Origin of the sequence: Funiculus sociatus GB2-C1, from assembly GCF_039962115.1 — a bacterium.
Taxonomy (GTDB): domain Bacteria; phylum Cyanobacteriota; class Cyanobacteriia; order Cyanobacteriales; family FACHB-T130; genus Funiculus; species Funiculus sociatus.
Window position 1 is genome coordinate 22,822 of record NZ_JAMPKJ010000035.1, and the last position, 23,334, is coordinate 46,155.

Annotated in this window: 25 protein-coding genes; 12 read left to right on the forward strand and 13 right to left on the reverse strand. The window is 45.2% G+C overall.

The window, feature by feature from the left end:
- The first annotated feature begins 84 nt into the window (after positions 1 to 84).
- Entirely contained in the window at positions 85 to 240 is a 156-nt protein-coding gene (locus NDI42_RS16810; RefSeq protein WP_190419167.1) for a chlorophyll a/b-binding protein, read from the forward strand.
- 364 nt (positions 241 to 604) lie between these two features.
- Positions 605 to 1,279 carry a hypothetical protein gene (locus NDI42_RS16815; protein WP_190453376.1) on the forward strand — a complete coding sequence of 225 codons (675 nt, stop codon included), beginning with the start codon at positions 605 to 607 and terminating at the stop codon, positions 1,277 to 1,279.
- Between the two features lie 241 nt (positions 1,280 to 1,520).
- Here NDI42_RS16815 and rpoD read toward each other — a convergent pair whose 3' ends face one another.
- On the reverse strand, positions 1,521 to 2,729 hold the full coding sequence (rpoD, locus tag NDI42_RS16820) for an RNA polymerase sigma factor RpoD (RefSeq protein ID WP_190419165.1): 1,209 nt from the start codon (positions 2,727 to 2,729) through the stop codon (positions 1,521 to 1,523).
- A 635-nt stretch (positions 2,730 to 3,364) separates the two neighbouring features.
- Positions 3,365 to 4,069, reverse strand: a complete 705-nt coding sequence (locus NDI42_RS16825) for a polysaccharide deacetylase family protein (RefSeq protein ID WP_190448071.1) — start codon at positions 4,067 to 4,069, stop codon at positions 3,365 to 3,367.
- A gap of 65 nt (positions 4,070 to 4,134) precedes the next feature.
- Between NDI42_RS16825 and NDI42_RS16830 the strand changes: the two genes are divergently transcribed.
- Positions 4,135 to 4,635 carry a hypothetical protein gene (locus tag NDI42_RS16830; protein ID WP_190453503.1) on the forward strand — a complete coding sequence of 167 codons (501 nt, stop codon included), beginning with the start codon at positions 4,135 to 4,137 and terminating at the stop codon, positions 4,633 to 4,635.
- A 102-nt stretch (positions 4,636 to 4,737) separates the two neighbouring features.
- Here the strand turns inward: NDI42_RS16830 and NDI42_RS16835 are convergent, their stop codons facing one another.
- On the reverse strand, positions 4,738 to 5,508 hold the full coding sequence (locus tag NDI42_RS16835) for a hypothetical protein (protein WP_190453381.1): 771 nt from the start codon (positions 5,506 to 5,508) through the stop codon (positions 4,738 to 4,740).
- A gap of 104 nt (positions 5,509 to 5,612) precedes the next feature.
- Positions 5,613 to 6,323 (reverse strand): hypothetical protein, encoded by a 711-nt coding sequence (locus NDI42_RS16840; RefSeq protein WP_199311080.1) that lies wholly within the window; start codon positions 6,321 to 6,323, stop codon positions 5,613 to 5,615.
- Between the two features lie 507 nt (positions 6,324 to 6,830).
- Here NDI42_RS16840 and NDI42_RS16845 point away from each other — a divergent pair.
- Complete coding sequence (locus NDI42_RS16845; protein ID WP_190453383.1) at positions 6,831 to 7,733, forward strand: alpha/beta fold hydrolase; 903 nt, start codon at positions 6,831 to 6,833, stop codon at positions 7,731 to 7,733.
- 51 nt (positions 7,734 to 7,784) lie between these two features.
- Here the strand turns inward: NDI42_RS16845 and NDI42_RS16850 are convergent, their stop codons facing one another.
- On the reverse strand, positions 7,785 to 8,312 hold the full coding sequence (locus NDI42_RS16850; RefSeq protein WP_190453386.1) for a DUF4330 domain-containing protein: 528 nt from the start codon (positions 8,310 to 8,312) through the stop codon (positions 7,785 to 7,787).
- Between the two features lie 172 nt (positions 8,313 to 8,484).
- Positions 8,485 to 8,688, reverse strand: a complete 204-nt coding sequence (locus tag NDI42_RS16855; protein WP_190453389.1) for a hypothetical protein — start codon at positions 8,686 to 8,688, stop codon at positions 8,485 to 8,487.
- A 382-nt stretch (positions 8,689 to 9,070) separates the two neighbouring features.
- Between NDI42_RS16855 and NDI42_RS16860 the strand changes: the two genes are divergently transcribed.
- Positions 9,071 to 9,922, forward strand: coding sequence for a M48 family metallopeptidase (locus NDI42_RS16860; protein WP_190453392.1), 852 nt, complete (start codon positions 9,071 to 9,073; stop codon positions 9,920 to 9,922).
- A gap of 50 nt (positions 9,923 to 9,972) precedes the next feature.
- On the opposite strand, the gene NDI42_RS16865 is transcribed toward NDI42_RS16860, so the two are convergent.
- Positions 9,973 to 10,725 (reverse strand): metallophosphoesterase family protein, encoded by a 753-nt coding sequence (locus NDI42_RS16865; RefSeq protein WP_190419151.1) that lies wholly within the window; start codon positions 10,723 to 10,725, stop codon positions 9,973 to 9,975.
- A gap of 323 nt (positions 10,726 to 11,048) precedes the next feature.
- Here NDI42_RS16865 and NDI42_RS16870 point away from each other — a divergent pair, with 323 nt between their 5' ends.
- The gene (locus tag NDI42_RS16870) at positions 11,049 to 11,681 is read left to right on the forward strand and encodes a MiaE family protein (protein WP_190453395.1); all 633 of its coding nucleotides are present in this window, start codon (positions 11,049 to 11,051) and stop codon (positions 11,679 to 11,681) included.
- Between the two features lie 197 nt (positions 11,682 to 11,878).
- Entirely contained in the window at positions 11,879 to 12,376 is a 498-nt protein-coding gene (locus NDI42_RS16875) for a GNAT family N-acetyltransferase (protein ID WP_190453398.1), read from the forward strand.
- 359 nt (positions 12,377 to 12,735) lie between these two features.
- On the opposite strand, the gene NDI42_RS16880 is transcribed toward NDI42_RS16875, so the two are convergent.
- The 3 genes from NDI42_RS16880 to NDI42_RS16890 form a co-directional block, all read right to left on the reverse strand.
- Positions 12,736 to 13,470 carry a DUF1995 family protein gene (locus NDI42_RS16880; protein ID WP_190453401.1) on the reverse strand — a complete coding sequence of 245 codons (735 nt, stop codon included), beginning with the start codon at positions 13,468 to 13,470 and terminating at the stop codon, positions 12,736 to 12,738.
- Between the two features lie 96 nt (positions 13,471 to 13,566).
- Positions 13,567 to 14,748 (reverse strand): cysteine desulfurase family protein, encoded by a 1,182-nt coding sequence (locus NDI42_RS16885; protein WP_190453404.1) that lies wholly within the window; start codon positions 14,746 to 14,748, stop codon positions 13,567 to 13,569.
- A 77-nt stretch (positions 14,749 to 14,825) separates the two neighbouring features.
- Positions 14,826 to 15,206: a DUF7682 family zinc-binding protein gene (locus NDI42_RS16890; RefSeq protein WP_190453407.1), complete on the reverse strand. Its 381-nt coding sequence runs from the start codon at positions 15,204 to 15,206 to the stop codon at positions 14,826 to 14,828.
- Between the two features lie 9 nt (positions 15,207 to 15,215).
- Here NDI42_RS16890 and NDI42_RS16895 point away from each other — a divergent pair, with 9 nt between their 5' ends.
- The 5 genes from NDI42_RS16895 (at position 15,216) to NDI42_RS16915 (ending at position 20,465) form a co-directional block, all read left to right on the forward strand.
- Positions 15,216 to 15,401 carry a hypothetical protein gene (locus NDI42_RS16895; RefSeq protein ID WP_348231439.1) on the forward strand — a complete coding sequence of 62 codons (186 nt, stop codon included), beginning with the start codon at positions 15,216 to 15,218 and terminating at the stop codon, positions 15,399 to 15,401.
- A gap of 79 nt (positions 15,402 to 15,480) precedes the next feature.
- The gene (locus NDI42_RS16900; protein ID WP_190453413.1) at positions 15,481 to 17,217 is read left to right on the forward strand and encodes a DUF655 domain-containing protein; all 1,737 of its coding nucleotides are present in this window, start codon (positions 15,481 to 15,483) and stop codon (positions 17,215 to 17,217) included.
- Between the two features lie 120 nt (positions 17,218 to 17,337).
- Entirely contained in the window at positions 17,338 to 17,712 is a 375-nt protein-coding gene (locus NDI42_RS16905) for a hypothetical protein (RefSeq protein ID WP_190453416.1), read from the forward strand.
- A gap of 179 nt (positions 17,713 to 17,891) precedes the next feature.
- Complete coding sequence (locus NDI42_RS16910) at positions 17,892 to 19,085, forward strand: NAD(P)/FAD-dependent oxidoreductase (RefSeq protein ID WP_190453419.1); 1,194 nt, start codon at positions 17,892 to 17,894, stop codon at positions 19,083 to 19,085.
- Positions 19,086 to 19,799: 714 nt separating this feature from the next.
- Positions 19,800 to 20,465 (forward strand): HAD-IA family hydrolase, encoded by a 666-nt coding sequence (locus NDI42_RS16915; protein ID WP_190453422.1) that lies wholly within the window; start codon positions 19,800 to 19,802, stop codon positions 20,463 to 20,465.
- A 126-nt stretch (positions 20,466 to 20,591) separates the two neighbouring features.
- Here the strand turns inward: NDI42_RS16915 and NDI42_RS16920 are convergent, their stop codons facing one another.
- The 3 genes from NDI42_RS16920 to NDI42_RS16930 all read right to left on the reverse strand — a co-directional run bounded on the left by NDI42_RS16920 (position 20,592) and on the right by NDI42_RS16930 (position 23,253).
- Entirely contained in the window at positions 20,592 to 21,641 is a 1,050-nt protein-coding gene (locus tag NDI42_RS16920; protein ID WP_190453425.1) for a S66 peptidase family protein, read from the reverse strand.
- A 408-nt stretch (positions 21,642 to 22,049) separates the two neighbouring features.
- Positions 22,050 to 22,763, reverse strand: a complete 714-nt coding sequence (locus NDI42_RS16925) for a DUF4079 domain-containing protein (RefSeq protein ID WP_190453428.1) — start codon at positions 22,761 to 22,763, stop codon at positions 22,050 to 22,052.
- A 25-nt stretch (positions 22,764 to 22,788) separates the two neighbouring features.
- Positions 22,789 to 23,253, reverse strand: a complete 465-nt coding sequence (locus tag NDI42_RS16930) for a DM13 domain-containing protein (RefSeq protein ID WP_190453431.1) — start codon at positions 23,251 to 23,253, stop codon at positions 22,789 to 22,791.
- Positions 23,254 to 23,334 lie beyond the last annotated feature (81 nt).

A 23,334-nucleotide genomic window follows, 5' to 3' on the forward strand; every position in this document is an offset into this window, starting at 1 on the left:
GATCAGATTGTTGCGCGATCGCGGATCTTTAGTTACATTAATTTGCATAATGTAGCCAAATTTTATTTCAGTCAGTATAAAACTATGCAAACTCAAGATCGCAACGATGTAACGAAGGTTGGCTTTACCCCTCAAGCTGAAAACTGGAACGGTCGTCTGGCGATGATTGGATTCCTCGCTGCTGTAATTATTGAACTCACCAGTGGTCAAGGTGTACTTCACTTCTGGGGCTTGATGTAATTTTTCAGTCTTTTTAACCTCGGTCAATCTCAATTCGCTGGGTGTTTCTTCGGAAATATCCAGCTTTTTTATAAAGTATGGTGTTTTTGAATATCTGTAGAGTTATTGTTAGGAAAAAAAGAGCGATCGCGCCTTAAACAAATTCATAAAACCTCTAAAGCGCTTTACATAATGGCTATGGGGCGTATAGTCCCCAAAGACTTACTTGAAAACGTTTTCCCCATCTAAAACTTTAGAAAATATAGCAATTCAAGGGTTAGGTGCAATACATCTGTAGGGACATGGCAATGCCACGTCCCTAACCTTGCTGGCCCGAACCTCAGAACCGTGATATATTCCACCCAACTGAGAAACGCTATATCCCATGCGTCACTTCTTAGCGATAGGTTTAACTTTTGCTCTATTTTTTTTGGGGACAATAGCAATAAGCCATGTGCCTAGAGGTTTGACGGCGCATGAAGATGTGGGAATTGAGAGAGCAGTAGACATGACATCAGGAAAATCTTTTGACAGCAATGCAGTTGAAATTGATGGAATCTGCTTTGAAACCGTGATGCCAAAGCGTATATTGCCTATTCCGGCAATGCAGCCTGATGCTACTACTCCTGTGGAGTTTGGGATTCGCATCACCAACAATACGCCAACCCCCCGTCGCTTCCTACTCTTTTTGTTGCTGCCTACATTTCTTGGAACAGATGAGCAAGTAATACCGCCAGAGGGTCCGGCCGTCAATAAAACCAATGTACCTCAAGAATTTGATTTTCCGTTAGCTATGCCTGGAGAGAGTTTAACCTTTTTCCTGAAGGGGAGGTTTTTCTGGGTTAACAGCGAACTTTGGTTTGTGGTTTATGTCAAAGATGGTGGCGCATGGTCGTTTCGCAATTTCAAACCTGGCACGAACCAGGTTCTGTTTACATATAAAAACTCATCCTCAGTGTGGAATATCTATGATGGACGACTACTTAGTACAGTAATTGAGGATATCTGGACGGGTGTTGTATCTACCCCCTTGGTGGAGTTCTGCTTAGTCCACAAGTGAACCGAAGTTAAATCACGCTTCTCATATCCAATCTCATCAAAGACCGCTATCTCTTGGAAGGTGCAGCCCAAGGGCGGAAAAAAAGGATTGACAAAAAGTAAAAATAATCAGAAAACACAAAGCACTATGAAGTAGTTTTACACTCTGCTTTTTTCAAGAGCATCATTCTGATTCTAGACACAACAATAGCTTTGAGCAAATAGGGTGGGCAATGCCCACCCTATTTGCTCAAAGCTATTGTTTAGCGAATGTATTCTTTGAGAATGCTGTTGCGGTTGGGGTGGCGCAACTTGCGGAGGGCTTTCGCTTCGATTTGACGGATTCGTTCGCGGGTGACGTTGAAGATTTGACCGATTTCTTCGAGGGTCTTCATGCGTCCATCATCTAAGCCGTAGCGCAGACGTAAAACGTCGCGTTCGCGGGGGCTGAGAGTATCGAGGACGCTTTCTAAGTCTTCCCGGAGCAAATTTTTGGAAACTTGATCTTCTGGGGTTTCACCATCAGCTTCGATGAAGTCTCCCAGTCGCGAATCTTCTTCTTTGCCGATTGGCGTTTCTAAGGATATCGGCAATTGGGCAGATTTAGCGATGAAACGCAGTTTCTCAATCGTCATCTCCATTCTCGTAGCAATTTCTTCTTCGGTGGGTTTGCGGCCCATTTCCTGAGAAAGGAGTTTGGTGGTTTTCTTGATGCGAGAAATGGTTTCGTAGAGGTGAACGGGTAGGCGGATAGTGCGGGATTGGTCAGCGATCGCTCTGGTTATTGCCTGACGAATCCACCATGTAGCGTAAGTTGAAAACTTGTAGCCTTTCTCGTGGTCGAATTTCTCAGCGGCGCGAATCAATCCCAGACTGCCTTCCTGAATCAAGTCTTGGAAAGATAACCCGCGATTCATATATTTCTTGGCAATCGAAACCACCAAACGCAGGTTTGACTGCACCATTTTGTCCTTAGCGCGGCGACCTACATAGAGGCGATGTCGAAACGCTGGTAGGCGCTTTTTAACCTCTTTAGACCACTCTTCTTGTTCTGGTTCTCTTCCTAACTGAGTAGTAAGTTGTTCCCAGACTCGCTCAGATTTCAGTACCCCTTCAGCCCACTCTATATCTTGGGGTTCCCGCTCTAAATTTTCGATCAATTGCTGGCGCAAACGCTCCAATTCCAGCAAATCTGCAATTTTCCGAGCAAGTTCAATTTCTTCGTCGGCGCGTAGCAGGCGAATCCGACCAATTTCTTGTAAATATAGGCGAATCGAATCCTCTGTATAGTGCTTCTTTTTAGTTTGCACCCGACGACGGGATCTGGCTACCTTACCAGGCTTACCGTCTTCTTCATCCGGTGCCACGTCTACAAATTCTTCATCTCGATCTGCTTCTTCGTCAATTAATAGCTCTAACATTTCGCTGTCAGGCTGAATGATGATTTCGAGTACGTCGTTGGCCTGGGTCATGCCTAATTCCTCATGCTCCTTCAGTTAAAGACCAGAAGATGGTGTGGTTAATCTACAAACAAGTTAGTCAGTGGTATAGTTTGCCAGCATTCAAAGGTTGCTCACTGACTAGGTGAGAGAAAGAGAGAATACATTCCTCGCAACGCCAGGGCGAACTTAAAAGCGTTGGGGTAGGTGTTAATGCTGGATATGTTCAAGACCTTTCCGATTGTAGCCTCTCTTACAAAAATTGCACGTTTTTTGATTATTTAATCCTGCAAATATGAAATTAATGTCTGGCGAGCTTTTACAAATGGATAATGCAATTGGAATTGATGCACCCATCATGCAGCCCATCTCCTTGAACTAATTTTTACAGGATTTGCTCTTACTTACTCGCTTTCTTGAGAAAACAAGCCAGTTTTTCGCTGCCTTTCTATCAATTGCCCGCTTTTCCAGCGTCAAAGGATTGGCGACAATAGCACTAAGCAGTAATGAACGTGCAAGCCAAAACTACGAGAAATTGTCCTTTTATCTTACGTTAAGCTCAAATATAACTCCATACTATTAAGCTTTATAGGTCAGCGGTTGAGACAAATGGCTGAATTCTATTCAGTCATTCTAATCAACTGGGACTAAATGTGACATCTAAAACATCAATATATATTGCAAAATCCGCATTGACCACTCAATTTGGCTTGTTGCCACAAAAAATCAATGGTGACAAACTGGTATCCTTGCTGCAATAGTTGGGGAATTAGCTGGCTAGTGGTTTGGGCTACGTCTTGTCCACCGTAGTAGCCATCGTGCAGAACAATCACTGAACCATTACGAACTTGCCGTAGCACCCGCTCTACGACCAGGGAAATACCTGGACGCACCCAGTCTTCCGGGACGACGCTCCACATGACAGGTCGATAGTTCCACTGGTGCAATAAATCTAAGGTTTGTGGTGTAAACAAACCGTTGGGGGGCCGGATATCTCGGATGTAGCGTGGATCTAGTTGACAAGCTTTTTGGATTGCTTGTTGGGTTTGTTCTATACTTTGCTGGAGTTCCGTTGGGCTGAGTTTAGGAAAGGCGCGATGATCGTATCCGTGTAATCCAATCCAGTGGCCCCGGTCGTAGACTTCTTTAGCAACTGTTGGGTAACGGTTGACACAGGCACCGAGCCAGAAAAAACTAGCAGTGATGCTGTAGCGGTCTAGCACTTGTAACAGCTCTCTGGTGTACTGAGGATGGGGGCCATCATCAAAGGTGAGAGCGATCGCTTTTGAATTTGCAGCACCCGACCACAGACAGTTAGGAAAGGCAGGCTGAAGAATTCGGTACACAATAGGAAATAGCGGAGCCAGCTGCATTTAGTCTTTTAAATTGGTGTCAGCATACAGTGAGTCTTAAAGGTCAATTTTTACAACAAAAGCAAATTTTTGCCACCGTCACGCGATTTTTTCTTTTGGTTGCTCTTACTGGGTGCAGCACTGTAACTACCAACCAGTATGAAGCAACAGCGCGGACTACTTTCACTTGGAAAGTTCACTACTTTACTAATCCCAGCCGCAATCTAGAGCGAATAGAAACTTTTGGCTCTACTTCTTTGCTCAACCGCAATGGCGAGAAACCAGAAGGAGCGGTTATTGGCCCTGATGAGCGGGAACTTTGGTGGGCTGCTCTCCCGCCACAACCGACGCTGGATGAAATTGAACAGCGACAACAACCAGGCGAACAGACAAGTACACCTGGTCTGTTGCGAGATGTGGATTACCAGATCACCTATCGCTCTGGCAACCAGACGGTGACGTTGCCGACGAATTACGATGTTTATCGGGAGGTTGTGAAGGCATATCCTTCCCAGACACCTTTAGAGCTAACTTTGGGAATCAACGATGCTTCAGTGGAAAAAGCTGAACCCAAGTTTGAAAATTAAAAGTGAAGCATCTCCCATGTACGCCATGTGCAACTTTCTTTATAGTGCGATACTCCCAACCCAAGGGCCAATTGGGGAGCTAAGAAAAAGTTGCACATCCGGTCAATTTTTAATTCTTAATTTTCTGGCAGAGCTTTTCACAGTGATGGGTATCTTTAACGGCTGACTGGCTTTAGTTAGCTGCTGTGATTCCAGCTCTTGCAGACCATCAAGAATTGCGTCGCGGATGACAGCTTCCGGCTCTCGACTCAACATCAGGCGAAAATATTCTGCGATGGTACGTTTGCGATCACGCTCTAACCGAGCATCTGTTACTAAAGCGCTCAGTTGACGAACTGCAAGCAAACGCTTCAGGGGGTCAACCTGTGTTAGTTCCGTTAACAGATGGTTCAGATTACCTTCTTCGCGATTCACTTGACGACTAATAATTTGCCACACCAACAAAATGAGGGTAAACAGGGTGCCTAAGCCTTGAAGAATCGCACCAGTTGCAATCCAGGGGCTATCTGAGTCTACCCAGATGGAAGCAGCCATGTAGGTGCTGAAGCTGGCAAGTCCGCCGCTACCAACTGCCAGAGTTAATTGACGGTTGGAGCCGCTAAAAAACCTTTGTAGACTTGACCAGTGTACTTGCCAGTCCCATTCCTGCATCAAGTAAACCAGCAACATTACCAACACACCAGCGCAGGTAGCCAGCAGAAGCTTCCAGTTCCAGAAAAGCATTGCCAACATAAATGCGATCGCCAGCAGCCAGCCTCCTTGCGACAACCTTGCTTGAGGAAACCGCTGGAAAAGTGTCAACTTTGATGGTTTGTGCGACGAGCTTTCAAGGAGGTTAGCGATTTGCTGCCGCCATTTAGACGCCTGTGCCACGGAGATTTCCTGCTTAAGTCAGATAGATTATATCTAACCTACTGGCTCTCTCGATAAGTTTTTTCTCAGTGGAAGGTTCAAACGTGGGAACGCTAACTTATTTCTTAGAAGCCAAAGCTTAAGTCATCGACGGTTAGCTGACCGTCAAAGGCGTAGAAACTAATCCGACTGATATCTGGTACGTTTACGCTCAGAAGCGTGTTGGGAGGGATTGGGGAGTCAGTTCCGGCGAGATTTGGCCCAGGTATCTCGGTGCGGGCGAGCAGTTTATCTTGGGCGTCAAAGGCAGATAAAATAGTTCGCTGAGAACTGGTGGTAAAGCCGCTGACAAAGCGTACTGGATACTCGAAAAACACTTCTATCAAGCCGTTTTTCGGCGCACCCATGAGGACTGTGGTGCCAGAGTGAACGGGAAAGGCAGGGTTTGAGGGTTGGAGAGCGATCGCGTTTCTAAAGGTGACTCCCCATTGTTTAAACTGACGTTCCACTACTTCAAAGCATGTCAAATCTTCCATGTTGAGGCGAACGCAGGTAGGTTTTTTTACCGGAAAGCCGAAATCAGACTCTAACGGCTTTGCGCCAGCAGAAGCGACAACGGTAGCAGCGTTGAGAAAATCCGCTGTCGCTGATGCTTCAAACTCGCCCACTTCATCACACACAGGACTGTATTGCTTTGCCATAACACTATGTAAACGCCCTTTTTCAACAACCGGATCGCCTTTAACTGCATCTAGCACTGGACACTGGACGATGATTTCTTTCTGGCTTTTCAATGGAAGCGACGACCTTAAACTACCAACTCTCCTCGTGTTCATCCAGCCTCCTTGACTCCCAAAGCATTTTTTATATTGCCATCCCAATTAATGCTTCTTGGGCCAGTCGAAAGATTCCGCACTTTAAACTGTCTGATCCGGAAATGATGGCAAATGTTCCATTCCTCAACGTTTGCTGATGGCTGCTCGTTTAAGCGTAGCTGAAAGTTTACATAAGTACGGAAAAATGGGGTGATGGGTTTTACCCCCTACCGTTAAAATTATCTCTGATTTTTTCCGGTTTCGCATCCGTTATCTAGCGGATGTCTCCGAACTCCCACAAATGTCAAACCAAGGCGCTATTAGTTTTTTTACCCAATACGGCTATTTTTCGGGTGAGAGAACCACTTACCAAATCTTTAAACAGACGAGGTTTGGTTTTAGAGTTTCTTGGCATTTCTATCGGCTGTGTGGATCGGGGAAGTTCTTCATGACTAATCACCATTCCAGAGCCAGAGGTTTTGGTAGACCTAAATCGGCGATGATGGCAGTAGATAGGAGGTTTGTCCCATGATTCAGCCACCAGGATTTGAACAGCACTCAGTTGTCACCTCGTTGGGAAGAATGGTGTACTACACTAACGAGGGGGAACCGTGGCAGTCAACAGCTGCCACCAGCTTGAAAGAGTTGCCCACATTGGTTTTCCTGCATGGCTTTGGTGGGGGGTCGTCCGCTTATGAGTGGTCGAAAGTCTACCCAGCTTTTGCGACTGAGTATCGAGTTTTAGCACCAGACTTAATTGGTTGGGGTAGATCCGATCATCCAGCCCGGAATTACCAAATAGATGACTACATCAACACGATTATCGAGTTTCTGGAGCTGACTTGTGATAGCGCAACGCCTGTAATTGCGTCTTCGCTCTCTGCTGCCTTTACAATTAGAGCTGCGATCGCTCGTCCCGATTTATTTAAGTCCCTGATTTTGACGACAGCCGCTGGTTTGTCTGACTTTGGCGAAAATTACACGCGCAGTTTCTTTGCCCAACTGGTCAGCACACCAATTCTAGATAAATTAATTTACAGCACTGGCGTTGCTACCAGTGGCGGTATCCGCAGTTTCTTAGAACAACGCCAATTTGCTCAGAGCGATCGCGTTTACGAAGAAATTGTCAACGCCTATCTGGAATCTGCCCTGGAACCAAATGCTGAATATGCAGCGCTTTCTTTTGTGCGGGGGGATTTATGCTTCGATCTTTCACTGTACATTGGGCAGCTAAACGTGCCTACTGCCATCATGTGGGGCGAAAAATCTCAGTTTACAGGCCCTGATATTGGCAGGCGGCTTGCAGCCTTGAATCCGCAAGCCATCAAGGTTTTTCAACCTCTGGATGATGTGGGACTGACACCCCAGTTAGAAATGCCTGCGGTGACAATTGGCTTAATCCGGCGATTTTTGAAATTGCTTAATGGCTAATGGAATCATGGCTAACTGCATTCTTGACCAATTAGCCATGATTCCCTTCTTTTAGCCTTTCAACCGGATATCAATCACAGTGACGTTAAAGTTGTAATCTGAACCGTCAAGTTCTAGGGGCATGCCAATTTTAACTTTGGTGCCGCCTATGACTAGACCATCTTTAGTAGTTTGCCCTTTTGTAGCAAAATTCATTAGCATATCGGTGCTGAAAGAATCTTGTCTAGGATCGGCTAAGGCTTTGACAGAACCATCTGGTTGCGGCACAACCACTGTTCGTGGTAGGAGTTTGACGGATTTAATCTCCATCTGTCCGGCGGGTTGATTGCGGATGATAATATTTACTTTTTTGTCTTTCTCAAACTGTTCCATTAATCCTTGCGGGTCTAGGACGTTCAAACCCCGAACAATGGCATCTACTTCTACTGGTTTTGTGGTAACGCCGACTTGAGCAACCGAACCGGAGGTGCCGGGGAAGAAGAAGATCCCGACAATAACTGAGAGAATCACTAAGGCAGCAGCAACATCTAAAATGCTTACCTTGCCGAATAAGCGACCTTGAGAATCCAAAATCTTCATGCAGAAATGTCCTGGCTCTAGCTAAAAGACTGGTGGAAAATAACATCTAACTCTATAGATCGCAAGCTAGATGAGTCACGATCCGGTAGTCTTTTGTCAGAGTAACATGAGTGTCGTCAGGAAGTGGTGTGGCTGACTGGATAAGTAAATCTGCTAAAAAAAAGAGGATTATTTACTCTACTACGCGCAACCATCCATTTTTTAGCTTGTCAAGGACTCGATTTACTTGAGCTTGCTCTTCGGCGTTTAAAGCTGTTTTCGATAACAGTGTGGACATCAGCCGCCGTTGGTCAGCGCGAGTGATTTTACGAGTAATTAATAAATGCTCAACTAATTGACCAATACTTACCGATGTTAAATGCTCTTGAGCTTGCATATATTAAACGTGACGATATAGATACTATCTAAATTTTCTGTGAGCCTGCCTGGTACTTCATCGGCATAATCGCTTAATTTGCTTTTCGGAAAAATGCTTGTCTACGTAATATTGCGTAGGAATCTGGCAAGGCTTAAGCGATCGCATTTTGATGATGTTGAGTTAACGGCAGGATCAAGGATAAATCCAATGATTATATTTATTGTTAAAACTTAACGCTCTTATATTGGCTATTTAGGCAAAAAATCTCTTTTTTTGAACAAAAGTTGGAAAACTATCTGCCAGGGGAATCCTAGAAAGGCAACCAAGACTTGCTGCTTTGCGTCTTGGATTCCAGAGTCTTTGATTGCAGCTGTTTGAATTATTCTTGCGCGTATTGGCTATGAAGTTGAATCCGTTATCGTTTTTTTATCGTCAGGCAAATCGCCGCTGGTTATACCCGTTGCTGTCAGCGGTGATGGCGCTGTTTATTTGGGTAGGTTTGCCGCAACCAGGGCAAGCGATACCCTGGTTAGACCTGATTTTGCGCGGCGTTCAGGTGATTCAGATGTCGAATGTTTCTGATAGACAGGAAGTTCAGATTGGTCGGTCAATTAATGAACAACTGGTGACTAGAGAAATTCGCTTGTATCGTAATCCGCAAATAACGCGCTATGTAAATGAGATTGGTCAGCGGCTGGCTAGTAGTAGCGATCGCCCGGATATTCCTTATACTTTTCAGGTAGTTAACGATAAAAGCGTTAATGCTTTTGCTACGATGGGGGGCTTTGTCTACATCCATACTGGCTTACTAAAGGCGGCAGATAATGAAGCTCAGCTGGCAGGTGTCTTAGCTCACGAAATCGGCCATATTGCTTCCCGTCATGCGTTGGAGCAAATGCGCCAAACTGCGATCGCTCGCGGTGTGGCGGCTGCTGCTGGCTTAGACCGCAATTTGGCGGTGCAGATTGGTGTGGATCTAGCTCTGCGCCGTCCGAACAGTCGCAAAGATGAATTTGAGGCTGATCAAAAGGGTCTGGAAACCTTAACAAATGCAGGCTATGCCCCCGCAGGGATGGTAGGTTTTATGGAAAAGCTACTCCGAGGCGGCTCGGTGCCTAATTTCTTGAGTACCCATCCGGGGACACAGGACAGAATTAACGCTTTGGAACGTGTCATCGACCCGGCGACTGCCAATGTGGGCGAGGGGCTAGATGAGTTGGCTTACAAGAGGAACATCCGCGCCCTTCCCTAAAAGACAAACTCTTTAAAAAGGCAATCCTTTGAAAGGATTGCCTTTTTGCCTTATGGTCTAAGCATATGGCGACGCATTCTACCCACCTGTGATGGATCGATTCGCGTTACGGCTTCTGATAGTGAGAGTTTGCGAACGCGACCGCGCAAGACGTTGACTTGATATACAAGGTTGTTGGTGATATCCAAGCCTGTCAACCAGCCGCTTTTTTGGTGGTAGGCACCAGTATCAATGTCTAGCCAGCCATTTCCTTGGGCTAATTTCCCTGGTGTCACCCCAGGCAAGGTGAAGGTGATGGTGTGACCTGTGATGATCAGTTTATCAGGGAAGTATGGTTTAGCTATACTGTGGAATTCTTCCCGAATCCAACAAAATTCTTCAGCGCTTTGCTTTTCGAGAGGGATTTGCGGATGAACGCCTGCGTGAACTAACCAGATGTCGCCTAAGTCTAGGTGTGTTGGCAAGCTTCGCATCCAGTCTATATCTCCTTGGGGAATGCCAGCTTCGCCATAACTGTTGACGGTGGCGTGTCCGCCACTATACAGCCATCCTTGCAGGGCTGGGCCATATACTTCTCCATCGCCCAATACGTCTATTAACATTTGCTCGTGGTTTCCCAGGAGGCAGTGGTAGGAACTTTGCTTGACAAATTTCACAACCTGAGCGCTCTGAGTCCCCCGATCTATTAAGTCCCCCAAAAAATAAACTGAATCTTCATCAGAAGGCGCGATCGCTTCTAATAATCTCATTAGGCCGTCGTAGTGGCCATGCACATCACCTATCACAATGCGACGGTGGGTCATTTTGCTTTTCCTAACTTCCGATTTCTCACAACACTGGATAGTGCCGACTATTATTAAGGTGATGCACAGCCTGAAGTATGGAATGCCTGCCTAAAAATTAAAAATCAAAAAAGACACACTTTAATTTATAATGTATAATTTTCAATTCCTTTAAATGGCGGTACTTCCCAGATTGTAAGTATGGTAGACTACAGTTCAATCATATCTTGCCTAGCCTTAGTAGCATATTTAAGGGTTTGGCATATCCCTTGCGGATGAACAAATATGTCTGAGCTGCCCACTGGGGACAAAATTCAGACTAAAATCCTCTGGCTTTTGCTTGAATGTTAGAAATTTCCAAAAATTCTGAGCTTAGCGCCTCTTCAGTAACGCCGCCAACGATAGTCGCTTTGAAGCAACCAACCAGTCAGGCTTGGGTGAAGATGGCGATCGCTAACTTGGACACGATCCTGTTAGACCATTCCCACTGCGAACGAAAAGCTGCTGGCGTAGCTTTGAATTTGATGTTTCGCTACCCTTCTAATACTCAGATGGTGCGGATGTTGACAGCGATCGCTCGTGAAGAACTAGAACACTTTGAGCAAGTCAATCAGTGGCTAGAACGCCGCCAAATCCCTCTGGGACACCTCTCGGCTCCTCCCTATGGTGCTGGAATGAAGGCGCAAATTCGTCCCCAGGAACCTCAGCGATTGTTGGATTCTCTGCTTGTTTCTGGTTTAATTGAGGCTCGCTCTCACGAACGGCTGGGATTACTTGCTAATCACTCTCCAGATCCCGATCTAGCCAAGTTTTATCGCAGTTTGATGGCATCTGAGGCTCGTCATTATGGCGTTTATTGGGTGCTGGCTAATACTTACTTTGAACGTGATGTTGTTAAAGAGCGGCTGGAAGAATTAGCTGTTGCCGAAAGTGAGTTGTTGGAAACTCTGCACCCAGAACCGAGAATTCATAGTTAAAAACCTGACAAGAACAGTCCCTTTTTCCGACAAAGAGGGGTTACTAATGCTTCAGAACTTATTTTCTATAAGTATATTTAAGATAAATAATATTAGGTTATATTCTCATTATTAAGAATAAACTATCAGAGAGTATGGTGTTACAAGAACTTGACTTTTTTGATAATTCTTTGTAGTTTCAATGGTTGAAAACGGGCATGAAAATACAATATGGTAATTTTTTGATTCGGAGTTGGGAAGAAAGCGATCGCGCAGCCGCAGCTGATGTTATCCATTCAGTATTAACTGAGTATGGCTTGCCTTGGGAGCCAGAGGGAGCAGACAGGGATGTGCTGGAGGTAGAAAAATTTTATCTCGATGCTGGGGGTGAATTTTGGGTAGTGGAAAGACTTGGGCGTGTGGTGGGAACTGCTGCTTATTATCCGGTACATCGGGGAGAAAAAGCGGTAGAAATACGCAAGATGTATTTGTTGCCAGAGGTGCGAGGGCAAGGGTTAGGGAAGTATTTGTTGCATCAATTGGAGAAAGTGATCGCATCCCTTGGTTTTCAAGAAATTTGGGTGGAAACTGCCAGCGTTCTCCAACAGGCAGTTAAACTTTATGAAAATAGCGGTTACAAAGAAGCCGAGGGCGTGGAGACAACCAGATGCGATCGCGTTTATATCAAATTATTAGATTTAATACCACAGAAATAAAGGTAACTTAGTTTTCATATGATAATGAGTAATGGATATATTTGTCACAAGTTATGTTTAATTAAGTCGGCTATTTATAGATTATTTTTTATGAATTTATTTGCTAATAGAACCGTCCCTAGCAACGCTGCGGGAGCATCCCATTTTTGCAAATATAACCCACAGGCTAGAAGCCTCGATGCTGGAACAACAAAGCTTGCCAATGCAAAAGCTTGATATTACTAGCTTGCGTTGGCAGGCTTTGTTTGTTTAGACGCGACTTTAGTCGTCGTGCTTAAGACTGAAGCTGCACTTTATCAAGCGAAACCAGCAGGACGCGCTCAAATTAAAAATGGAGCATTCTTCATTTTTAATTCTTTTTAACGACTCAGGGCGCGGATGAATCGTTGTAAATTGGTAAACAATCCAGATTTTTTTGGTGCTGGGGTGTCGCTGGTGCCAGTGCTGGTGCCTGTAGCCTGAGCGATAATTTGATCGAGTTCTTCCCCAACTGGTCTTTCGGAGACTTCAGCAATCAGCTTGTAATCGTCGCTAGTTTCCAGCCAGACTTGCCAAGATTGAGGATAGCAACGAAGTATGGCAGCACCTTCTAGAGATCGCAGGTAGTAGCAAGACTCCAGGGAGATGAGGAAGCGATCGCGCAATTGTCGCGCTGCATAGCCAATCCCCACGATAGAGGGATCTTCTAAACGGGGGTTGAGCATGACAACGGGACGATCTCCGGCGTATTCGCACAGCTTCTCGACTTGCAGGACTTCTACCGAGGAAGGCTCAACCAACAATATAATCTTGTCTTCTGGCTGAATTTTATCTTCTAGGGAGCTTTTGCTGGTGCCAATATCTTGTATTTTAAAAGGCACCTCTGGCCAGTCGCGACGAGCCAGAGCAGCTGCACCAGCGTCAGGGAAGAAAACTTTTAGCCCAGAACCTATGTCTTCAAAAACTGGGATAAATTGCCAAGCTACAGGCATAATTTTGAGTTCTGGGAAGACTAACTCAACTTTTAGCCTGGTGTAACCATTGGCGATCGCGGCTTTGGTAGCTTCGCGGGATTGGGCGATCGCTTCTTCTAGAGTTTTGGGAAGTTCTGCCATCTGGAAAAATTTTGATTGTAGGGGCGGGTTTTACCAAATTATCTGTTATCTCACAAATATGTTTAATAAACTCGCCCGTGGGTGAGTTGTCAGCATTCAAAATTCTAAACTTAAAACCTTCTGTGACTGAAACTTAATAGCTGGTGGGATCAATCTTTCCAAAACTTGCTTTAGCACCATCGCCGCCCAGTCTACATCAGCTTCGGTGGTATCGCGTCCCAGAGTGAGTCGAATTCCTCCTAAAGCAGCTGCATCGCTGTAGCCCATTGCCAGCAGCACGGGGCTAGGGCTGAGTTTACCGCTGTGACAGGCTGCGCCAGCACTGATGGCAATTCCAGCGAGGTTCATCTGGCGCACGAGGGTCTTTCCGGTGATTCCGCCAGTGACGGTGAAGCTGACGTGATGCGGTAGGCGATGCAGTCTGTCGCCAGTGGGGATGAGGTGGGGGCTGTCAGATAAGAGGGAGAAGAGGCGATCGCGTAATTTTACCAATCTTAATGTTTCCGTTGCCAATTCTTGCGCTGCCAGTTCTGCTGCCACACCAAAACCAGCAATAATTGGTACAGCCTGCGTCCCGGAACGCAACTTTAATTCTTGTCCGCCACCGCACAACAAGGGTACTAACTCCACACCAGGACGCACATAAAGCCCCCCAACACCTTGAGGGCCATAAATTTTATGGCTGGAGAGAGATAGCATATCCACGGGTAGCTGCCGCACATCTATGGGCAACCGTCCAGCGACCTGCACAGCATCGGTGTGGAACAGAACGCCTTGGGAACGGGCAATTTGTGAAAGTTCCGCAATCGGTTGTAGCGTACCAACTTCGCTTTGACCGTAAATTACCGAAACCAAGACTGTATTGGGTTGTAGCGCTAATTCTAAGTCTCTGGGATTCACTCTGCCTTTAGTATCCACTGGCAAGCGCGTCACCTCCCAACCCCATAATTCTAGTAACCGCGCTGGTTCTGCCACAGCTGAATGCTCAATGCTGGAGATAATCATATGCTGAGGCGATCTATAGCTGCGGGCAACCCCCATAATTGCCAAATTGTCTGCCTCAGTGCCGCCAGAAGTGAAGATAATCGCCTCTGAGGAAGGTGCGTTAATTAATCCCGCAACCTGCATTCTTGCTTGTTCCAGTTCGGTTGCTGCCCGTTGTCCCCACTCGTGCAAGCTAGAAGGATTCCCCCAATGTTGGGTAAGAACTTGCTGCATGGTTGCGATCGCCTCCGGGCGAGTGGGCGTGGTGGCACTATAATCCAGGTAAACTTGCATGGTTGCTCAAGCGACAGGCTTCCTACACTTTCAGCATATAGCGCCAAAAGCCTGAACAACGAACAGTTAACCAGACTCTATCCGCCCGGTTTGCAGACGTTATATTCTTCGTGGGACATAACTTCTTCCGGTACCAGTCTGCTACCGCAGTCGCGGCAAATCATCCGGTAGTCGCGGCTTAAGGGAATACTGATGATCGTGCGGTTGTGGCGTAGCCGCTTTCCCTTAAATTCTGTATAGTTCCGGGTATTTTCCAATCTAGCAATGATGGTACGCGCCTTTACCACCAAATGAGCTGGAAGGTGTCTTAAATCAATGGGGTCGTCGGCGAAGGTTTCCTCCCACTGCTGTTTTTCCTGTTTTTTTTGAACCCAAGTGGCGCGTTCAGAGGCGCACCGATGACAGATTTGCCCATAGCCCTTGTGACCGCACGGAAAAGTCTTTTTTCTTGTTGTCATAAAAAAATAGTGGCGTGGCTTTTGGCACCCCACCCCCACAATGCTGCTACCCTGTGGAAACTCTCCGCCGTGAAGGCGGTTGGACAAAATATGAATTTTATCCGCTTGCAGTTTATGTTAATGCAAGAAGGGCGAGTTTCTGAGAACGGTTTTCGTTTTTTGGGTCAAAAAGTTATGAAACCTTTTAATACGTGAGTTTATTGTGTAGGTGGATGAGCGAAAATTATGTTTTCACGACGTAATAAAACTGCGGCCTGTTAGCCAGCATCTCACCGTGAATCTCTTTTCCCTGACTAAAATCCGTTTGGGGTATGTATTCCTCCTCGCGCTGACTCTCGCCGCCTGTGGGCGGGTGCAGTCGCAAAATCCCATCCTTAAGCCCCTGCCTCAAGATCCGTTTGTTCAGGTATACTTCAACCACGCAGCTACATCAGAATACATTGAGCCTTACCGACTGCAAAAACGACCGGGAGATGACTTAGAGCATCATATTGTGGATGCGATCGCTGCTGCTAAATCCACAGTCGATGTAGCGGTACAGGAGTTGCGTTTGCCTAAAATTGCCTCTTCGTTGGTGGAACGCAAGCAGGCGGGGGTGAAAGTGCGGGTGATTTTGGAAAATATCTACAGTCGCCCTTTGAGTAGTTTTACCGCTGCTGAGGTGGCGAAACTACCGCCAAGAGAACGCCAACGTTATAACGAATTTCGCCAGCTAGTAGACCGAAACGCGGATAATCAACTCACGAGTGCGGAAATTAATCAAGGAGATGCCTTGGTAATTTTACGCAACGCTGGTATTCCCATAATTGATGATACTGCTGACGGTTCCAAAGGCAGCAGCCTGATGCACCACAAGTTTGTCGTTGTTGATGGCACAAATGTAATTGTTACTTCAGCAAATTTCACTTCTAGCGACATTCATGGAGATTTTTCCGCACCTAGCAGTTTGGGAAATGCTAATAACTTACTAAAAATTGATAGTCCTGAAGTAGCATCCATTTTTACCCAAGAGTTTAACTTAATGTGGGGAGATGGGCCAGGAGGAAACGCTGATAGTAAGTTTGGTGTCAAAAAGACGTTTCGACCACCGCAACAAGTCAACCTTTTAGATACTACTGTCACCGTCCAGTTTTCTCCAACCTCGACTACACAACCTTGGACTCAAAGTAGTAATGGCTTAATTGGCAAAATTTTAAATACGTCTGCCCAATCTGTTGATATAGCTTTGTTTGTTTTTTCAGATCAGCGTCTGGTTAATATTTTGGAAGCCGACCATCAAAAAGGCGTGCAGATCCGCGCTTTAATTGACCCAGATTTTATCTATCGTCCCTACAGCGAAGCCTTAGATATGATGGGCGTTGCTTTGAGCAATTCTTGCAAGTATGAAGCCGAGAATCGCCCTTGGCAAGAGCCGATTAAAACTGTTGGCGTACCACTGCTGTCAAAGGGAGATTTATTGCATCATAAATTCGGGGTTGTGGATGGAAAAGCTGTAATTACAGGTTCTCACAATTGGTCAGATGCTGCCAATACTGGCAATGATGAGACGGTTTTGGTAATTCAAAGCCAGACGGTTGCTGCTCATTACAATCGCGAGTTTGAGCGTCTTTATGCTAATGCACTGTTGGGTGTTCCTGATAGGATTTTACAAAAAATAAATGCTCAGGAAAAACAATGTCGTCCCGTAAAAAATGCTTCAGGAGCGCAACCCATTGTAACTCCTTCTCCCCTCTCCCGTTCTGGGAGAGGAGCTGGGGGTGAGGGAAAAACTGGAATTATTCCAGCTTCTAAACTATCTGAAAAAAGCGAAAATCAAATTACTCAAAAAGTTAATCTCAATACAGCAAGTATAGAAGAAATAGAGGCTTTGCCGGGTGTTGGGCCAAAGCTGGCTGGGCGTATTATTGAGGCGCGTCAACAGAAACCTTTTACTTCGTTACAAGATTTGGATCAAGTGCCAGGAGTTGGCCCAAGTTTGTTGGAAAAATTACGCGATCGCGTGACTTGGTAAGTAGGGATTTAAGGGGATGTTAGTGCCGATTCCTGAAGAAGAGGCGGCTAAACAACAACAACGAGCTGAACGTTTAGCTGAACAATTACGTGCAATGGGAATTAATCCTGAGATTGACAGATGAATGAGACTAGAGTTCTATTTCGTCCGGTTGGACAAAAAGAGTGGGATTTGGTCGCAGAAAGCGGCTACACTGAGTTTCCGCCTCGGCTTCCCTATCAACCAATCTTTTATCCGGTACTAACGGAGGCTTATGCTGTGCAAATTGCCAGAGATTGGAACACAAAAGACGCAGCTTCTGGCTATGTTGGCTATGTCACCAAATTTCAGGTGAAAACGGAATTTATGGTGCGGTACGAGGTGCAGACTGTGGGGAGTTCTCAACATCAGGAGTATTGGATACCTGCGGAGGATTTGCCTCAGTTCAACAGTAATATTGTGGGTAAGATAGAAGCGATCGCAGAGTTTAGACCTGAACAGGGGAGTCAAGAATGAGCGGCGCATTTACTCTCCTTCAAAAAGACGAAATCGCCATTCGCCGAATGTGAGAAGGCTGACACAATTAGATAAACTCCACGAGGGGAAATATTTAGATCCCTGGCTGATGGCTATAGAACGGCAGAATCAGTAGACTGAAAGTAGTTGCCCAGCTAGAAGTGTCCGCGCATCCAACTATGACCCAGCAACCTGCACGTATCTGTATACTCGGTGGCGGCTTTGGTGGTCTTTACACCGCTCTGCGCTTGAGCGAACTGCCGTGGGAAAGGTCGGAACGTCCCGAAATTGTCTTAGTCGATCGGGATGACCGCTTTTTGTTCACGCCGCTACTGTATGAACTGCTTACCGGGGAACTGCAAACCTGGGAAATTGCCCCACCGTTTCAAGAAATTCTGGCTAACACGGGTGTACGCTTCTGTCAGGGTGTCGTGGCTGGAATTGATATCGAGGAACATCTAGTACATTTGCACGATGGTCAAGATTTTGCCTACGATCGCTTGGTGTTGGCGTTGGGTGGGGAAACTCCCCTAGACATGGTACCGGGAGCTGCTGAGTATGCTTTTGGTTTCCGCACTATGGCTGATGCCTATCGTCTGGAAGAACGCCTGAGAATTTTGGAAGAGTCGGAAGCTGATAAGATTCGCATAGCGATCGCGGGTGCTGGTTACTGCGGGGTAGAGTTGGCTTGTAAGTTGGCTGACCGTCTTGGCGATCGCGGTAGGATACGCTTGATTGAACTAAGCGATATGATTCTGCGAACTTCAACCGACTTTAACCGGGATGCAGCGCGGAAAGCTTTAGAAGACCGAGGTGTTTGGATTGATTTGGATACGTCGGTTGAGTCGATGTCACCGACAACAATCTCGCTGGTCTATAAAGGACAGGTAGACCCAATTCCGGTGGATTTGGTGCTGTGGACGGTGGGAGTGGGCATGGCGGATGCGGTGCGAAGCCTCCCTGTCAAACAAAATCAACGCGGTCAATTGACGACTACGCCGACTCTGCAACTGGTTGACCATCCAGATATCTTTGCTCTCGGCGACCTTGCGGATTGTCACGATGTCACGGGACAAGCTATCCCAGCAACGGCGCAGTCTGCGTTCCAGCAGTCTGATTTTGCCGCCTGGAATATTTGGGCATCGCTGAGCGGTCGTCCTTTGCTTCCCTTCCGCTATCAGCAATTAGGGGAGATGATGACGTTGGGAACCGATAACGCCACGCTGACAGGTTTGGGAATCAAACTGGATGGTACTCCGGCTTACATTCTTCGCCGTCTTGCCTATCTGTATCGGATGCCATCGCTAAATCATCAGCTGAAAGTCGGCTTGAATTGGATTACTCAACCTTTGGTTGATTTTTTGTCTAAGTAGCTTTCAGCCCCCTGCCAAGCCCCGGTTGGATCTTCAGAAGCAAGGTGGTTTCATACAATCCAAGAAAATCTCGAAAATTGCGACGTTTTGTAGGGACATGGCAATGCCATGTCCCTACAGATGTATCGTAACAAGCCTTGAATTGCTATAGTTATAAGTTGGGTATTAACCACCATATTTTGACTTGCTTATTAATCAGCAAAAAATGCTTAAATTTTTTAAGAAGACGGGTTATGGCTTTTATAGACCGCATTTTTTATAGGGTTGTATTTAGCGGTATTTCCTAAGCTGTTTTTAGTTATTATAGGCTTTGGGTTATTGTTTATTTTTAAATTGATTAAATTAGAAGCAATAAAGAACAAAAAGTTTATTTAAGTACCATTAAAATTATCCGATATTTGAAACTCGGATAAAATGGATGATTGATAAAAATGTCATCCCTTACTCTTGGTTATTGCTGAATCGCCTAGAGCATTTTGTTTGAGCATTTGCCAGTTTATCAAAATAGCTGGAGAAGCTTGAACTGGAGGCAAAATCTAATTTTTATCATGGGGTTAGTTTGTTTACTCAGAAACCTCAATGAGTTTGCCTTAATATCTGGCGATCGCGCTATGGCTTCATTCTGAATAGGCAGTTTGCAGCTTCCTATTGGGATACGCTCGATGACATGATAATGAATATACTGGGTGGTGTTGTAGGGTTTGCAATCTAGAGATGGAAAACGAAAATAGCCGGAAGCGTCCCAAAGTGATTTTTGTCGATGCTGTTGGCACTATGTTTGGGGTGCGGGGTAGTATAGGCGAGGTGTATGGCGCGATCGCGCGTCGGTTTGGTGTGGAAGTGTCGCCAGAAGACTTGCAAAAAGCTTTCTACGAGAGTTTTAAAGCTTCGCCGCCGCCAGTTTTTCCAGGTACAGAACCCCAAAAAATTCCCGATTGCGAGTCTGATTGGTGGCGTGCGATCGCACTTTCCACTTTTCACAAAGCTGGTGTTCTCGAAAAGTTTTCCAATTTTGCCAGTTTTTTTGACGAACTCTACAACCACTTTTCCACCCCTGAACCTTGGTTTGTTTATTCAGATGTCCCTGCATCCTTGGAAAAGTGGCGCAAAATGGGAATTGAACTGGGTGTGGTGTCAAATTTCGATTCTCGGATTTATTCGGTTTTGCAATCTTTAAATTTGATACAATATTTCACTTCCGTAACTATTTGCTCTGAGGTTGGTGCTGCTAAACCCGATCCACAGATTTTCGCCGTCGCGTTGCAAAAACATCAGGCAAAAGCTGAGGACGTATGGCACATTGGCGACAGTCATCAGGAAGATTATCAGGGAGCAAAAGCTGCGGGACTGAAGGGTATTTTGTTGAAACGGACAGAGTAAATACCTGGCGCATAATGTGAAAAAACCGCAGATTGCAATGATGTCATACTTTTGAAGAAAAATACATTTAAAATAAGTAAATTTAAAGAGTTAGCCAACGCAATTTAAGGTTTTCACGATAGCCATTTAAACCACCGCTGGTTCTAACATTCTAATAGTGCCAGCAGTGGCATCAATCTCCACATCTAAACCAATAGGAAGCGTAACTATCGGTTCAATGTGACCAATCATCGCGCCGTACCAAGAGGGAATTCCTAATGGTTGAATATGATCCCAAACTACTTCTTCAAGGGTGAGAGAACCATAATCAGCATCAGGTGAACATCCTTTACACTGCCCGAAAATAAAACCAGCTAATTTATTAAATACTCCGGCAATTTTTAGGTGAGTCATCAAACGGTCGATGCGGTAAATATTTTCATTAATTTCTTCTAAAAATAAGATAGCACCATTCAAATCGGGCATATAAGGAGAACCCACAATTCCAGAAAAAACTGAAAGATTGCCGCCAATAAGCTTGCCTTGCGCTCGACCGGGTGTTATAGTTTGTTGGCGATATTTTAGCTGCATCAATCGATTTTCATCGCCGTCATCTTTTAGGTTTTGAAAAGTCACGGTTTCGGCAGATTCTAAGACGCGGCGGAAAGAATCAGTTTGTTTTGTTCGCCAAGATGTCAAACCGTTGGGGCCGTGAAATGTAACTAAGTTAGTTTTAGCGTTAATTCCCAAAATTAACGCTGTGATATCGCTGAAACCGACAATAATTTTGGCATTTTTGCGGATGAGTTGGTAATCTAAGTATGGTAGTATCCGACTGCAACCCCAGCCGCCACGCATTGGGAGAATAGCTGTTACTTTCGGGTCAGCAAAAAACTGATTAATGTCTGCGGCGCGGTCTTTATCTTTGCCCCCTAAATAACCATATCTGTCGAGGATATGGGGAGCAAGTTTGGGAACCATTCCCAGTCCCCGCACTACATCTATGACGATATCGAGTTCTTCCCGGAGAAATGTTGCACTAGCGGGACTGACAATTCCCACAATAGAACCGGGTTTTAAACGGGCGGGTTTTAAAATTGGGGGAGTTGCGGCTTTTCCTGATTTTAAGGGAGAAGCTATGAGGGTAGCGATCGCGCTTTTGGCAACTGTTTCGATAAACTGACGGCGGCTGCTCATGCGGGTATAATTTTCTTTACCGGACAGGAATGTAATAGCGAGTTGGATGAAAAATTAATAGCGATCGCCCAAAATCATACCTGTAAACATAAGTTAAAAAAGCAATAGCGCCTTACGAGACTTTATATTTAAGCTGATAGACATATTTTTTGCCTTGGTAGCGATCGCTATTTATGCCAAGTTCTCTTGGTGCTGGGACTAGGAGTTTTAGGCGCGATCGCTTTCTCTGTAGCAAGCGCAGACTCTCCTACCCAAAAATGCGTAAATCTTATTAAAACATCCTTTAAAGGTAATTAATCCCGTCATTTGTTTTTTTTATAGAATTTCACTTTATATCCGCAACAGATCCATTTATTGCCAATATAAAGTGAAATTCTATGATGGGAACAAGAGAATTGCGTTTAAATATTAACTTTTCGGTGGTGCAGGAGGAGGACAAGTTTTATTAGCAAAATCACACTGATAGATGGTAGGTTTCTGCCAGCTTAAAGGAATTTCTAGCAAGTCTCGCGTCCCGGTCATACCTTGTCCTAGAAATAGTAAAAGTGCGATGCAGTTCAAAATGATGTGAACATTGCGCCAGCGATTTGATTTGTCTTTATAGATATCCTCAATAATTGCTAACGAGAAAATCATCAACATTGCAGCTGCAATGCCGATGTAATAGTGCGACCAGTACCACTCATTATCTCGTCGAAAAACGCCTTCTTGGAACCCCAGAATAACTAAACCTGCACCTGTTAAAGTAGCAAAAACTCCTCGCCAAAGTCGCTGTCTTGCTTTGTATAGGAATATTAACGAGGCAATAGTAGCTGCAAACATTAGTACGATGAAAACAACTTGAAAAGGGTTTTTGCTTCCAATATTATTTTCCAAAATATGTCCAAAGATTGGGTAAGCAAGTCCTATCAAAGCAACTCCAACTACCGCAGCTGAAAGCCATTTCCCGATTTGAACGTGTTCTTTACCAACAACTGGAGAAATTTTGCTTTTCCCTTCTTTATTTTGCAAACGGCGTTGACGAGTTTGCCAAGCGAAGTGAACGACAATGCCAATCAGCGGGAAGACGAATGTAACTGCGATCGCGGGATGAATTAAAGCTGTCCAATCTGCAATTTCCATAACAACCTCAGTATGGGTTAATTCACTAGCTACTCAACAAAGCAAAACCAAAAGTAGCATTGAATTGGCGACACCAAATCGCCACTGAACGAAAGTCTGCGGGATTTACATTAGCAGGGATAGCATAGCGTTGAGTACCGCTCACTTTTTGCAAGCGACCAATGCTTACATAATCTTCTTCTTTTATACCTGATACTGGCGGTTTTTTGGAACGATGCAAGATAACAAATAAATCCGGGCCATTACTGGTTTTAAAAGCTTCATCTAACTCTATATAGTTTTTCCCATTTTCTGTCACCACGCTAACCATTCCCATAGTAGGGTGTTCTGCCGCTACAAACTTTCCAAATAGGGGTACTTGTGCAACTGACTTAGCTTCTGGGGTTATTGATGCCTCAGCTTGGGTAGTTGCTTGATTGGAACTTACCTCTTTGGTACAGCCAACAGTCAAAAGGGCAACGGCACACACTATTGCTATCTTCAACTTCATAACCTCATCTTCCTCTACATCATTTTTACTGACAATCTACCCTTAATGTTGACATCGAAAGATGAGTTTTTCCTGAGAAAT